At 63.6% G+C, this 14,896-nt stretch carries 8 protein-coding genes; 2 read left to right on the top strand and 6 right to left on the bottom strand.

Translation table 11 applies throughout. From position 1 onward, the window contains the following. Window positions 1-50: 50 nt before the first annotated feature. From BDB13_RS20100 to BDB13_RS20075, 6 genes are all read right to left on the bottom strand, one after another. Window positions 51-4,238 (bottom strand): TIGR02680 family protein, encoded by a 4,188-nt coding sequence (locus BDB13_RS20100; RefSeq protein WP_094273342.1) that lies wholly within the window; start codon window positions 4,236-4,238, stop codon window positions 51-53. Then, the gene (locus BDB13_RS20095) at window positions 4,235-5,665 is read right to left on the bottom strand and encodes a DUF2398 family protein (protein WP_094273340.1); all 1,431 of its coding nucleotides are present in this window, start codon (window positions 5,663-5,665) and stop codon (window positions 4,235-4,237) included. Before BDB13_RS20095 ends, BDB13_RS20100 begins: the two co-directional genes overlap by 4 nt. Continuing rightward, window positions 5,662-7,113 (bottom strand): TIGR02677 family protein, encoded by a 1,452-nt coding sequence (locus tag BDB13_RS20090; protein ID WP_094275053.1) that lies wholly within the window; start codon window positions 7,111-7,113, stop codon window positions 5,662-5,664. The genes BDB13_RS20095 and BDB13_RS20090 overlap by 4 nt, the downstream gene beginning before the upstream one ends. 105 nt (window positions 7,114-7,218) lie before the next feature. Continuing rightward, a complete protein-coding gene (locus BDB13_RS20085; RefSeq protein ID WP_094273339.1) occupies window positions 7,219-8,304 on the bottom strand; it encodes a hypothetical protein in 1,086 nt (361 codons plus the stop codon). A gap of 151 nt (window positions 8,305-8,455) precedes the next feature. Further along, window positions 8,456-9,628 (bottom strand): MFS transporter, encoded by a 1,173-nt coding sequence (locus BDB13_RS20080; RefSeq protein WP_094273337.1) that lies wholly within the window; start codon window positions 9,626-9,628, stop codon window positions 8,456-8,458. Beyond that, the gene (locus tag BDB13_RS20075) at window positions 9,625-10,572 is read right to left on the bottom strand and encodes a PAC2 family protein (protein WP_094273335.1); all 948 of its coding nucleotides are present in this window, start codon (window positions 10,570-10,572) and stop codon (window positions 9,625-9,627) included. The genes BDB13_RS20080 and BDB13_RS20075 overlap by 4 nt, the downstream gene beginning before the upstream one ends. Before the next feature lie 51 nt (window positions 10,573-10,623). Here BDB13_RS20075 and metH point away from each other — a divergent pair, with 51 nt between their 5' ends. Further along, window positions 10,624-14,193 (top strand): methionine synthase, encoded by a 3,570-nt coding sequence (gene metH, locus BDB13_RS20070; protein WP_094273333.1) that lies wholly within the window; start codon window positions 10,624-10,626, stop codon window positions 14,191-14,193. Further along, window positions 14,186-14,884, top strand: coding sequence for an HAD family hydrolase (locus BDB13_RS20065; RefSeq protein ID WP_094273331.1), 699 nt, complete (start codon window positions 14,186-14,188; stop codon window positions 14,882-14,884). Before metH ends, BDB13_RS20065 begins: the two co-directional genes overlap by 8 nt. The last annotated feature ends 12 nt before the right edge of the window (window positions 14,885-14,896 follow it).

Raw genomic sequence — 14,896 nt, 5'->3', positions numbered from 1 at the left:
TGCCCACCGGGTCTCGGCCCTAATTCTCAATCGTGACGGTCATCGGAACATCACAGTGCGTTCTCGGCGTAGTCGAGCGCACCCTCGGCCGGTGCCGGGACGCGTCGCCGCAACGGTGAACCGAGTGCGCGCGCCAGATCAGTTCCGTCGTGCTCTGCCAGTAGCTCACCGTTCGACCAGACCAGTAGTGCCGCACTCACCGCCTGCTCGGATGTCGAATGCGCCAGATCGTAATGCGCGCAACCGGGTACATCGGCGTACGTGATCCACAGGTCGTAGCCGGTCATGAAGAGGTCCAAGTCGAATTGGACGCTCAATCCCAGCAGTTCGCTGCGGCCGTTGTCGTCGACGCCGGCGAATGCCTCGTCGAGGGCAAGTAGCCGCGGTGCATGCGGATCTGCCGAATCGAGCATGACGTGCGCAGCGGCGAACAGCGGAAGGTGCAGTGACACCGACTGTTCGCCACCGGACAGCGCGCTGTGCCGGGCGACGGTGAGACGGTCTTCCTTGCCTTCACCGCTGATGAGGGTGAAGGAGAAGAACCGCCACTGCCGGTAGTCGAGGGCGGAGGAGAGGATCTCCGGGTAAGACCGCTCGGGATGGGCAGCGCGGGCCGTGCGGATCTGTGTCGCGAAATGCGCTCGGAGCGTCGCCAATTCGTCGACCCCCAGCGCCGACGCATCCCGATCCAGCAGTTTGGAGATAGCGCGGGAGCTGTCGTCGAGGTTGTCGGCGAGAACCCAGTGGACACCGATGGTGTTGCCGGAGGACATGTGACGCTCACGCATCTCGGTGCCCATCCGAGCGATGAGGATGCGAGCGTCGACCGTGCGCTCGTGGATTTGCTGCGCCAATCCGGTGAGCAAGGCATCCTCGAGGATACGACGCTCGGATTCGGTGAGCAGTTGTTCCTGATCTCCGCGGGCGTCGTGGATTCGGGTTGCGAATTCACCGATCGACGAGTATCCCTGCTCGTCCTGCACGCGTACGACGGTGAGTCCGTCGGGCGCGTCCCACTGCAGTCGGTAGTCCTGTCCCGCAGCGGCGAGTTGGGCATCGAACTCCTGCAATGCCGAGGTCAGCGCAGTGCGGGTGGCCTTGCGGGCACCGTCCGTGACGCGGACAGTCGACGTGGCTGCTTCGAGCGCCCGGTACAGCTTGTCCACATCTTCGGGCAGAACCGGCGGGTGAGTGGCGTCGTCGGTGCGGTCCTCGTTCTGAATTCGATAGACCAGTTGATCGGGGCTCATCCAGGCGGCTGAACTGGCCGGCCAACTCAGGTGTTCGTTGATCCCCAGTAGATCCAGCAGGTCAGGTCGAGCATAAGGCGCGAGTCGTTCTGCGTCGCTGCGTGTTTCGGTCAGTGTGTGGCGCAGGGTTTCGACGGCCGTGTTGTAAGCGCCTTCGGCGGTACCGATCTGGAGAACCGCCGCGTCGTAAGCCTTGCGCGCTGTGCGCTGTTCGACCTTGCACTCCTCGATCTTCGCACGCGCTTTGGCGAGGTCGAGATCAATCTGCTCGGCACTGGAACCGAGGGTGTCGCGCAGTGTCTCGAGACGTTGAACCTGCCCGAGCAGGCTCTCTTCCGCGATTGCGGCTTCCTCGGCGAATTCTTCGGCGTTGGCGCGTGATTCGTCGAGACGATCACTCGATTCGCGTTCGAGTTCCACCTCTTTGGCATGTTCGCGTCGGCACCGCAATGCCAACTCGCCCTGCTTCTCGAAGTGGCGAATTGCTGCTGCCAAGGAATCCAGCTCGCGGGCAACATGCGGAGTACGATGCGCCACTGCCGTTGCCCGGAGTTGCTTCTCCTTGGCGGCCAGATCGGCAATAGCCGAGTCGAGTTCACGCTGCGCGGTTTCGGTGGCGTCCGATCGAGAGCGCAGTGCGCCGGCCGATTCCGCGACGGATTTGAGTGCCCGCAGGATGGACCCGGTTTTGGGGAGTTCTTTTGCAGCCATGGTGATCTGAGACAACTGCTGATTGGTCTGTGTTACCAGTGCCTTGGCAGCGTCGGCGGCGGCAGCCAACTCGTCGAGTGCCGCATCGATCTCGGTGATCCGCGCGGCGCGACGACGCGCTCGCGCCGTGGTTCCGATGTATTCGGCGTCGGATTTGACGTGGCGTCCGCGAACTACGCCCTGCCAGAACCTGCCGTCGACTCCGATTGCGACGGACGCCGTGGCCTCGTCGGCGGATTCGACCAGGCTGATGGACTCGAGAATTGCCTGGACCTGCGCGTCGGAAACCTCGGAATTGCCTTCGACTTCGAGTACGTCGGCGAGCGTGCGGCCCTTGGGGCGTGCCTTCACGGGAAGTGCGGTGAGGAACTGTTCACTGACAAATTCGGGGAACTTGTCGTCTCGGCAGACCCAGCCGTCCAGCATGTTGGCGGCCTGCAGCGCGGATTCGATTCCGGTAGCAACCTCGGGCGAGACGGAATCCGCGAAGCGAACCAGGCGCCAGAACGGTGCGCCGGGCAGGTCTTTTCGGTTGTCGGTGCGTGCGTGGAACGTGGGCGGAGCATCGTCATGTTCCGCCGAGACAGCTTTGCGTTCGGTTTTCAGTGTTGTGACGGCAGCTTTCGAAGCAGCGATTTCTGCTTCCGCTTCGCGTCGACGCTCCCGCAGTGCTTCCGTTCCGGCCTCGATGTTTTCGGCGAGTACGGCTGCCAACGTCGGGGCGTCCTCGTCTCCCACCTCAGCCAGCGCCGCGTCGAGGGCGTCGAACAGTGAGGTACCAGCACCGACGGCTTCGAGCAGCGCGGAATGCTGGGTCCACCAGGAGCGGAGGCCCGCGGCGCATTCGCTGCGCGCAAGTTCCACTGCTGCTTCGCCCTCGAGCACAGCGGCTTTGGCTGATTCGAGCAGTTCCTGACCACGGCGCGACGAGTTCTCGGCACGGGTCCGCTCGGTGGCAGCCTTCTCGACGGTCGCGAGAGCGGCGCGTACGACGCGGACGTCACCGTCGCGTTCTTCGGCATGACCCCGCACTGCGGTGGTGATCTGGTCGGTCCGCGAACCGTCCGGCAGGGGAGTCCAGACGATGCCCGCATCTTCCGCTGCAGCTTGCAGTTCGTCCTCGGCGCGCGAGAGTGCCTCAGCGCCGCGACGTACGGATGCGAGGGCTTTCTCGGCTTCGTCGCCGCGCTGCGCCAGAGTTGCCTGCGCCTTGCGTGACTTGTCTGCCTGCTGCTCCGTCGACAATTTCAGTGTCGAGACGGCCTGCGCCAGATCATCGAGCTGCTGCTTGCCTTCGTAGGCGCTGGAGCGTTGCAGCGCTTCGACATTGGCGCGCGCGTGGTCGAGAGCTTGCTCGGCTGCGTTGAACCGCTCTTCGGCGCCGGCGCGGGCCTCACGACTGCGCATCTGAGCCAAGGATGATTGATCCATGGCGGCAACACCTTTGGCGACCGCAGCGAGGCGGGCTCCGACCTGCTCGATTTCGCCACGCGACTGCTGACGGAGGTATTTGGTGTAGACGCCGATGAAACTCTGGGCGGCCTGATCGGCGGCGGCGAGTCCTTCGAGTGCGCGGCCGACCTCTTCCATGTCACTGAACGAACGCGCGGCTTCGAGAACCAACTGATCGTCGAGGGGACGCAGACCGTCGGTCAGTGCCTGCGAAAGTCCCTTCGGATCAAGATTTTTCGCGAGCTGCGGACGACGCAGCGTCAGGATCAGGTTGATGAGCTGGTCATAGCGCTGCACACCGAGTCCGAACATGCGCGCATCGATCGCAGTGCGGTAGTCGAGGGGGCGGTCCGTGATCGCGTCACTGCCGAGCTGTTCGGCCAACTGCTTCTTGGTCAGCGGACGATCGTCGTTGCCGATCAACGAGAAGTCGACGCCTACCCGGCCGTCGGCAACGAAGTACCAACGAGTGACCTTGTCGTTGGTACGGGTGGCGCGCATACCGATGCCGACGGTGACGGCTTCGGGCTCTTCCATCGACCCGCGACAGAATTCCATCCACACGTACGAGTGCGCGCTGTCCTGCCCGCGGTAGAGCAGGTTGGACTTCATGGTGCGTTCTTCGCCGGCAAACGGGTTGAGACGCCGCGGTTCGATACGACCGTCGAAGACGAACGGGAACAGAACCTCGAGGGCCTTGGTCTTGCCGGAACCGTTGGGTCCGCGCAGAACGAGGCGGCCGTCAGCGAAGGAAAATTCCTGGTCGCGGTAGTCCCAGAGGTTGATGATGCCGGCCCGAGTAGGTCGGAAGCGGGCGCTGTTCATGCGTTCTCTACCTCTGGTTCTTCTGTCGTGCCGGAAAATTCGCTAGCAGTATCTGGTGCTGAGTTGTCGACCGCGAAATCGATCAGAGGATCGCGCTCGCGGACGCTGACCACTACGTCTCGATAGCGTGCGAGGACGGGGAGGACCAGCACTCCGCCGGGAACGGCGTGGGTCAGTCGCAATCGTTGCAGCAGGCCGAGCGATTGCGTACGCAGTCCCTTGTGGTCGGCTTGCCACTGCGCGGCAAATGTTCGGCCGAACCGGTCCACCAACTCGGCGATCTTGTCGGTGAGCCAGTCGTCCTCGATCAACGGGTACGTCACCGGTTCCGGGGGATCCACGGGTTCCGGCGCGGGCCCGAGTGTGGGAACTTCTTCGTCGGCGAGGTCTTCGAAGATTCCGGCTTCAGGGATCGCTGCATCGAGTTGTTCGATCAGGTACTCATCGGATTCATGGGGGATGGGAAGCTTCGCCAGTTCCGGGGCGTCGACGTCGAGAATTCGATCGGAAATTTCGCCCGCCAACAGTAACGCGACCTGAGCGATGGTGCCGGTGCTGGGAAAGCGCACGTCCGACAAACGTCCGGTGGGATCGATCATCGCGATACCCTCGGCCCGACGCTCGGCGATCAGTCCGGTCAGCAGTTCTACTTCCACAGCGGTTTTGGGCTGGGCGAGCGCGATCAGTTCATGTTCGTCGAGTTCGCCGGCCAGCACGACGGGCCGTTCGACGAGCGCCCGACGTACCCGTCGCCCGATCTCCTTGGCGTCCACGGGAACTCCGTCTTCTTCGGATGCCGTGGATGTCTCGGCGGCGAGAAGACCTCGAATGGAATGCAGGTGCTGCAGGGCGCGGGGTGGGCGGAACAGCGCAACGACGACGGATCGGTCGATGTCGTAAAGAGCCTCTCCCGCTTCGGGATTGGACGCCCAGCCATTGGCGTCGCCGTCGGCGAGAGCGATGGCGCCGCGAACACCGAGCCAGCCGACCGCGTCGACAAACGCGTCTCGGTCCGACGCCCGATCGGTGGACAATTCGACGCCGTCCACCTGAGCGGCATCGGCGGCAACGTGATCGGCCAACTCCGACAACGTGATCTGGTTGCCGGCGCGGCCGAGAGCAGCCAGGCACAGTGCCAGGTACGAGTACCGGGTGCGGTCGAACGTGCGCTCGGTCGCGGTGCGAGCGGGTGCCGACGGGTTGAGGCGGTCCGAGACCGTGAACAACCGGGCCGTCGTCTCGGTGACTTCGAGGCGGTAGCCGAACAGTTCGAGGAGGTCGTCGCGCAGTTCGGTAGCCCACCGACGCAGGAGTGGCAACGCCGCGCGATCCGGATACGACGTGGTGACCAAGTGATTGGACAGGATGATTCGCGCCGCACGCTGATACGAATCGAGGGCCAGGGGAGTGATCTCGCGAGCTCTCATCGGACGCTGACCTCGATGCCGTCGAGGTGCATGCGTCCGCGGGCAGTCTTGATGGTGGTGGAACCATCGGAGGGGCTCAGCGTCAGCTTGACCCCGTTCTCGCTGCCGGTGGAACTCTTGACGCGGCCGACGACGGGCACGCGGGCTGTCAGTGCTGCGTTGAGCAGACTCAGCAAAACTTCGGTCTCCTGCTCGTTGAGTTCACGTTCGTAGACGCCGTTCGATGCCAGCGATTGTGCTGCGGCACTGCGGGTTCGCTGGGTAGCCAACTGCTCTTCGCGGAGTCGACGGATACTGCCGTCGTTGCGCGCGACCTTGCCGGGCAGGCCCGGTGACGGCGGACGGCCCGTTTCGGCGAGAGTGCGGGCAATCTCGACCGGCGGCGCGTCCCACCAGGAACGGTTGTGCGAGATGATGTCGGCATCCGGATGCACCATCGACAGATGCCGGGGACGTCCGAGATCGAACACCGCCTGGAAGAGCGCGTGAGCAGCATCCTCCGACGGCGTCGCCGCGAACCACCCTGCAAGATGGCGTAACTGGCTTTCGCGACTGACCCCGCCTTTGCGGGTTTCCGTCACCCGGCGCAACAATGCGAGGACTGCGGCGATGGCGCTCATGGTTCCTTCGCGCAGACGCTCCGACTCGCTGATCCCCGATTCAGCTGATACGAACCACGCGGTCAAACCGCGCCAGCGGGCCATCCAGTCGTCTTCGCGTTCGGCCATCGGAACGAACACCCGCTCGTCACTGGCCGCCGCGAGGCGGATCATCCGATCGACACCGGTCGACTCGACATGCTCGATCGCTTCTTTGAGCTTGGGTGCATAACGCGCAAGGTCAGAGCTGAACTCGCGCATGTGCGTCAACAGCGCGTCCTTGTGACTCAAGAACGCCTGCGGCGTGACTTCGGTGGTTCGGACAAGATCGCCGAGCGTCAGATAGAAGTGTGCAGCGCGATCGGCCATGTCGGACAGCGTCGAGTCCAGGCGCTTCAATTTGCGGAAGATGAGGTCGCCGTCCGACGTCCGATTGGCCTCGGCCAATTCCGACATGTCGGCGAGCAGATCGGCCAGCGCCAATCGTGACAGCGACGAATTGTCGAGGCGGGCAGCCAGGACGTCTTCGACGGATCGATACACCTGGTAGCCGGCCTGGCCGAACTGGTAAACGAAATGCCGGTTGCGGTACTCGGCCAGCGACGCGGCGCGGGTGCCGTCGTAGCTGCGTTCGAGGATTTCCCACACGTGCAGCTGATCCAACAGTGGAGCGACCTCGGCCGACGACAACTGTGCGGCGGGATCCCCGCCGCCGATCTTCTCGAGAATCTGCGCCACAGTCCCGGAATGGAGCAGGACGGTGTAGTTGGCACGCGCGTGGTCGAAAGCCCGAAGCACCCAGAGGTACTCCGCCCGCTTCTCCGCGACGGTGAACGAAAACAGTTTCAATCGGTTTGTATCGGCGTACGCCGGTGCACGTGTCGACGCTGTTGCATCACGAGTAGGCGTTTCGTTCACCATGACAGGGTAGGCGAGAGTGCCCCGCGAATTTTCCTACGGTCTGTCCGTAGCAGGGGAGGCGGCGCGTCGCCACTGCGATTCGTTGGCAATCATCCAGGACAACAGGTACTCGGCAGCCTCTTCGTTGGCATCCGGGCCCGCGAGGAGGTCGGCGTACGCCTGGCTCGGTGCGACGATCCGGATGCCGTCCCGGGTGAGGATTCTGTCGAACACCGATGGAGAGAGCGGAGCGGTGACCCAGACGTCGGCGCCACTCTCGACGCGTCGCAGGCCCAGAGCGTCGGCAAATTGGTCGACGTTGTCCGCGTGAAAATGCGCGCGCTGTGTGGGTGCGTACCGTGCGAAGGGTGCGGCGGCGACCGACGCGGTGCCGGCATAGATGTGTCCACTGAGTTGGCGTAGTTGCCCGAAGAGAGCCTCGAGGCCGTCGGGGGCATGAAAGCCGTGGGGTGTGGGAGCTTTGGCTACCGATTCCTGAGCCCACGCACGCAGCATTTTCGGCCAGTTGACGTCAGCGATTCCGCCGCGGGGGAGTCTGGTCACCAATTCACGATCTGCCAGTGTCTGCGCAACTCGATATGTTGCGCCGGTCGACGCGCCGGCCAAGCGCACCAGGGCAGTGATCGCCAACGGTGGGGCGAAATCGGCCAGGGCTCGTACGACGCGAGCCGACGGATCGCCGCTGAGCTGGCCCGACGGACGGCCGGGGCCGCGCCACGGATCTGCGTCGGCGCCCCGGCCGCGCACCCACACTGCGGGACGGTCGGCCGTCAGGGAGACGTTTCCGGTGGCATCGGCGTAGGAGAGAGCGTGGGCGTCGAGTTGGCGGCGCACGGGTTCGGACAGGTATTTGGCGCAGACGAAGCCGGACTGGCCGGCGGGGAAGCGGTCGGCGATTCCGGGAACGTCGCTGCTCAGGACTCCGTGTGCGGCGTAGACGCCGAACTGTGCGACCGAGCCGTCTGGGGAGCGGAGATCGAGACGAAGGGGCGCTTCGGAGAGGTCGGGGGAGCGCTTCGTGGACAAAGACCAGGTGGCGGGCAAGTTTTCTTCGATGATCTCGACGGATCGACGAAAAATGTCGATGGGGCGTTCCGGTTCCGACTCAGCTTCGCTCATGTTCCAATGGTATCAATATCTGTCGTTGACGGAAACCACAGATTTTCCGAATATTGGTTAATCCGTCGAGCATCAACCAACAGCCCTCACCAATTCGAGAAACTCACGACCTGCAACTCAAAATTTCCGAACAAGCACAGAGGTCCGGGGTTCATTTCGCCTTCGAGCGTGGTTTCGGCATCACCAGGGGAGTCACCAGCGCAAGGAGCGCCGCGGGGATCAAGAAGCTGGCGACGGGTGACACGTCGTAGACGGGGGTCAAGGCGATGGGTGCCAACGCGGCGCCGCCGAAGCGCATTGCTTGGACGACAGACACGGCGCCGCCTCGGTTGGGGCCTTGTGAACCCAGTACTGCCGCATTGACTCCGACGAGGACGAACTGGCTGGCTATGCCGGCAACAAACCAGGCGATCGCGATGGCAGGGATGACGGTGGCCAACCCGACGATGGTCACGAGGATCGAACCGCCGATCGCACCGATGAGCACCGAGGATCGGGCACCGATGCGGTCGATCAATATTCCGATCGGCCGCGCGCACAGGATGCCTGCGAGACCGAAGAGCGTCAGCAGGAGGCCTCGGACGGTCGGTGTGAGTGCGAATTCATCCTCGAAGCGGAAGGCGATCAGGAAGCTCAGTCCGCCGAGTGCGCCCCAGCCCAGTAGGGCGGCGATGCCGATGCGGAGAACTTCGGGGCGGAGAGCGTCGCGTAGCCGTGCAGGGGTGGTGGCGGTTGCCTTGTCGGCGGTCGGTAACCCGATGGCCCCGAGTAGGCCGGCAACGACGGCGATGATGAGAAATGCCAAACGCCAATCGAATTCGGCAGCCAAGCCGCCGATCAGCGGTGCTGATGATTGGCCGGCGGCCTGAAATGCGCCGAAGGCTCCGAGTGCGCGACCGAGGCGCGCCTGCGGTGTGGCGGCCGCCAATGATGCGAGCAACAGGGGAGTGGTGAACGCATTTGCGGAGCCCTGTAGAACGCGGGCTGCGAGGAATATTTCCAGCGTCGGAGCAAGGAAGCATGCCACGGACGCGATGACGTACACCCCGTAGGCGATGCGGACGGTCCGAACCTTGCCCCACCGGGAACCGAGCGTTCCCGACACCAACATCAGTGCCGCGAACGGCAACAGATACGCGGTGAGCGACGACGCGGCCGCTGACGGTCCGACCCCGAGATCGTCGCCGATCTCGGGGAGCGTGGATACGACGACGCCGCCGCCGAACGGGCCGAGAAACCCGCCGGCGTACAGCGCGATCAGTTGCAGGCGAAGGCGGATCGACCGGGGATGGTTCGCGTTGCCATTGGTTGTGTTCTTGCTCACAGCCCGAAGCTGCCCGGGCCCCGTCGACGCAGGTACCGCTCGAATTCGGCTGCGATCGCGTCGCCGTCGATCTTTGCGATAGCTTCCGTGATGTCGGTTTCGGCGTCGCCGCGCTCCTCGAGAGTGCGGACGTACTCGCCGATTTCTTCGTCGTCGGAGGTCATTTCGTTGACTGCCTCCTCCCAGTCCTCGGACTGGGCCGGAAGTCCGCCGAGCGGAACCTCGATGTCGAGAACGTCCTCGACTCGTTGCAGCAGTGCCACCGTAGCTTTGGGGTTAGGAGGCTGAGACACGTAGTGCGGCACTGCCGCCCAGAAGGAAATGGCCGGTACACCGGCGCGGACGCACTCGTCCTGGAGAACTCCGGTGATTCCGGTCGGGCCCTCGTATCGGGTTTGTTCGAGGTTGAATCGAGCCGCGGATTCGCTGCTGTAGGCCGTTCCGGTGACCGGAACCGGCCGAGTGTGCGGGGTGTCCGCGAGTAGTGCACCGAGGATGACGACAGTTTTGACGTTGAGCTGGTCGATCAGTTCGAGCAGGTCCTCGCAGAAGCTTCGCCAGCGCATATTCGGTTCGATGCCGTGAAGCAGAACGATGTCGCTCTGACTGCCGGGAGGCGAGCAGACCGACAAACGTGTAGCAGGCCAGACGATTTCGCGGGTGACGCCGTCAATCTGACGTACCGTGGGGCGGTTGACCTGGTAGTCGTAGTAGTCCTCGGAATCGAGCTCGGCCAGCGGTTGCGCGTCCCAGATCAGTCCGAGGTGCTCGACCGCACCACTGGCGGCGTCACCGGCGTCGTTCCAGCCTTCGAATGCCGCAACAAGAATGGGATCGCGCAGCACGGGGATGTCGCCCTCAGGGCGATCAGGACTCTCGAAGGCCGCGGAATCGTCGAAATCGACCGGGCCGTCGGGAGTGACGGGGAACTCACTTGGACTCACCCACCTAGCCTACGGCCAGAGCATGTCGGTACGCCCACTACTCTGGACGGCATGTCTGCCTCATTTAACTCTGCCCTGCTTGATGCGTTGAAACAGCGCGTTGTCATCGGCGACGGAGCGATGGGCACCATGTTGCAGGCCGCGGATCTCACACTAGATGATTTCCTCGGACTCGAGGGGTGCAATGAGATCCTCAACGACACCCGCCCCGACGTGCTCAAAGACATCCACCGCGCATACTTTGCCGCCGGTGCAGATGCTGTCGAGACCAACACTTTCGGTTGCAACCTGCCCAACCTCGCCGACTACGACATCTCGCATCGAATTCGTGAACTCTCTCTGAAGGGCACCGCTCTTGCTCGTGAGGTCGCTGACGAGATGGGACCGGGCCGTGACGGCATGGCCCGCTTCGTTCTCGGCTCGATGGGGCCGGGAACCAAGCTGCCCAGCCTCGGCCATGCGCCTTTCGCGGTGTTGCGTGACGCATACACCGAGGCTGCCCTCGGCATGATCGACGGCGGCGCCGACGCCATTCTGGTCGAGACCTGCCAGGACCTTCTTCAGGTGAAGGCCGCGATCATCGGTAGCCAGCGCGCGATGGAACAGTTGGGCCTGCGTCTGCCGATCATCACGCACGTGACGGTCGAGACCACCGGAACCATGCTCCTCGGCAGTGAGATCGGCGCAGCGCTGACCGCGCTCGAGCCGCTCGGTATCGACATGATCGGCCTCAACTGCGCGACCGGTCCGGCAGAGATGAGTGAGCATCTGCGTCACCTGTCCAAGTACTCGACCTTGCCGGTGTCGGTCATGCCCAACGCCGGATTGCCGCAGCTCGGCCCCAATGGCGCCGAGTACCCGTTGGGTGCCGACGAGTTGGCCGAAGCCTTGAGCGGTTTTGTCGCCGAGTTCGGTCTCGGTCTGGTCGGCGGTTGCTGTGGAACGACTCCCGAGCACATCAGCGCTGTCGCCGAGGCCGTCCGCAAGGTCGAGAAGGCGCAGCGCACCCCGATTCACGAAGCCAGCACGTCGTCGCTGTACTCGGCTGTTCCGTTCGAGCAGGACGCCAGCATCCTGATGATCGGTGAGCGCACCAACTCCAACGGCTCCAAGGCATTCCGCGACGCGATGCTTTCCGAGGACTACCAGAAGTGCCTCGATATCGCGAAGGATCAGACCCGCGACGGCGCACACATGCTCGACCTCAACGTCGACTACGTGGGCCGCGACGGTGCCGCCGACATGTCAGCACTCGCCAGCCGCTTGGCGACGGCGTCGACGCTGCCGATCATGCTCGACTCCACCGAACCTGCTGTCCTGCAGGCCGGTCTCGAACACCTCGGTGGGCGTTGCGCGGTCAACTCCGTCAACTACGAAGACGGCGCCGGCCCCGAGTCGCGCTTCCACAAGATCATGCAGCTGGTCAAGGAGCACGGCGCTGCCGTTGTTGCTCTGACCATCGACGAAGAGGGCCAGGCTCGTACCGCCGAGACCAAGGTCGCGATCGCGACGCGCCTGATCGAAGACATCAAGGGCAACTGGGGTCTTGCCGAGTCCGACATCATCGTCGACGCTTTGACCTTCCCGATTTCCACGGGCCAGGAAGAGGTGCGCCGCGACGGCATCGAGACCATCGAAGCCATCCGTCAGCTCAAGGCGCTGTACCCCGAACTGCATTTCACGCTCGGTATCTCCAACATCTCGTTCGGCCTGAACCCGGCGGCTCGTCAGGTTCTGAACTCGGTGTTCCTGCACGAATGCACCGAAGCCGGTCTGGATACGGCGATCGTCCACGCGTCCAAGATCCTGCCGATGGCGCGTATTCCGGACGAGCATCGCGAGACGGCACTCGACTTGGTTTACGACCGTCGCCGCGAAGGCTACGACCCGCTGCAGAAGCTGATGGCACTCTTCGAGGGCGTCTCGGCTGCGTCGGCACGCGAATCTCGCGCGCAGGAACTCGCCGGCCTTCCGCTGTTCAAGCGTCTGGAATCTCGCATCGTCGACGGTGAGCGCAATGGCCTCGACGACGATCTCCTCGAGGCGATGAAGGAAAAGTCGCCGATCGAAATCATCAACGAGACACTGCTTTCCGGCATGAAGACCGTCGGCGAGCTGTTCGGTTCCGGTCAGATGCAGTTGCCGTTCGTGCTTCAGTCCGCTGAGGTCATGAAGGCTGCCGTGGCGTTCCTCGAACCGCACATGGAAGCCACCGACGACGACGGCAAGGGCCGTCTCGTGATCGCGACAGTCAAGGGCGACGTCCACGACATCGGCAAGAACCTCGTCGACATCATCCTGAGCAACAACGGATACGACGTCGTGAACCTCGGAATCAAGCAGCCCATCGCGACCATTCTGGATGCTGCTATCGAGCACAAGGCCGACGTCATCGGTATGTCCGGTCTGCTCGTGAAGTCGACAGTCGTCATGAAGGACAATCTCAAGGAACTGAACGCTCGCGGAGTTTCGGAGCAGTTCCCGGTCATGCTCGGCGGCGCCGCGCTGACTCGCTCGTACGTCGAGAATGATCTTCAGGAGGTTTACGACGGCGAGGTCAACTACGCCCGTGACGCCTTCGAGGGTCTGAATCTGATGGACCAGATCATGACCGCCAAGCGCGGCGGCGGTCCGGCTCCGGACAGCCCCGAGGCAATGGCGGCTCGTGAGAAGGCAGCTGAGCGCAAGGCTCGCCACGAGCGTTCCAAGCGGATTGCGGAAAAGCGTAAGGCTGAGGAAGTTCCGGTAGTTGTGCCGGAACGCTCCGACGTTGCCGCCGACGTCGCGGTCCCGACCCCGCCGTTCTGGGGCAGCCGTATCGTCAAGGGCGTCGCACTGTCCGAGTACGCCGGTTTGCTCGACGAGCGTGCGTTGTTCCTGGGGCAGTGGGGACTTCGTGGCCAACGTAAGGGTGACGGCCCGACGTACGAACAGTTGGTCGAGACCGAAGGAAAGCCGCGCCTGCGCTACTGGCTTGACCGATTGACAGCCGAGGGCATTCTTGCGCATGCGGCCGTGGTGTACGGCTACTTCCCGGCTGTGTCCGAAGGCGACGACGTCATCGTGCTCACCGAACCGAGGCCGGATGCGCCGGAACGATTCCGGTTCACGTACCCGCGTCAGCACCGGGACCGTTTCTTGTGCATCGCGGACTTCGTGCGCTCGCGCAAGGATGCGGAAGCAACGGGTCAGGTGGACGTCCTGCCGTTCCAGTTGGTGACGATGGGTCAGCCGATCGCAGACTTCGCCAACGAACTGTTTGCCTCCAACTCGTACCGCGATTACCTCGAAGTTCACGGTATCGGCGTTCAGCTCACCGAGTCGCTGGCCGAGTACTGGCATCGTCGTGTTCGTGAAGAACTGGTACTGCCCGGTGGGCACACAGTCGCCGAGCAGGATCCGACGGACGTAGCCGGCTTCTTCGACCTCGAATATCGCGGCGCGCGTTACTCGTTCGGTTACGGTGCGTGCCCGGAACTCGAGGATCGGGCAAAGATGGTCGCCCTACTCGAACCCGAGCGGATCGGCGTCAAACTGTCCGAGGAACTGCAGCTGCACCCGGAGCAGTCCACGGACGCATTTGTCCTGCACCACCCGGAAGCCAAGTACTTCAATGTCTGATGTGTTGACCGAGGTCCCCGGATCGACGCTCGGTGGTGTCCTGTGGGATATGGACGGCACCCTGCTCGATTCGGAGAAGCTGTGGGACATCGCGCTTCGTGAGTTGTCGCTGCGTCTGGGTGGGCCGATGACGGAGGCGACTCGTGTTGCCGTCATCGGCGCATCCAGCCCGTTCGCGCTGGCGACGCTCTTCGATTCGCTCGACCTCGAGCAGCATCCGGAGGCTGTTGCCGAGGCGAAGGACTGGATGTACACCCGCGTCGGCGACCTCTTCGAGGACGGCGTGACGTGGCGGCCCGGTGCACAGGAGGCTCTCGCAACCGTTCGGGACGGCGGTCTTCGGTCGGCACTGGTGACCAACACCGAGCGGGTACTGGTGGAACGCGCGCTCGGGATGCTCGGCCGTGAATTCTTCGACCATTCCGTGTGCGGCGACGAGGTGCCGGCGGGAAAGCCCGCTCCCGATCCGTATCTGCGGGGCGCTCACCTTCTCGGGCTCGATCCGGCGCAGTGTTTGGCCATCGAGGATTCACCGACCGGAACGGCGTCGGCGACTGCTGCGGGATGTGCCGTGTTGGTAGTTCCGTGTGAGGTCGATGTCGCTACCGGACCCGGCCGGGTGTTCCGAGAGTCCTTGGCGGGTTTGTCTGTTCATGATCTTCACGACGTTCACTCGTCTGTGTCGCGTTAGGTTGGTGTGACT

Origin of the sequence: Rhodococcus sp. OK302, assembly GCF_002245895.1 — a bacterium.
Taxonomy (GTDB): Bacteria; Actinomycetota; Actinomycetes; order Mycobacteriales; family Mycobacteriaceae; genus Rhodococcus_F.
This window is presented reverse-complemented; position numbering and strand designations above follow the sequence as displayed.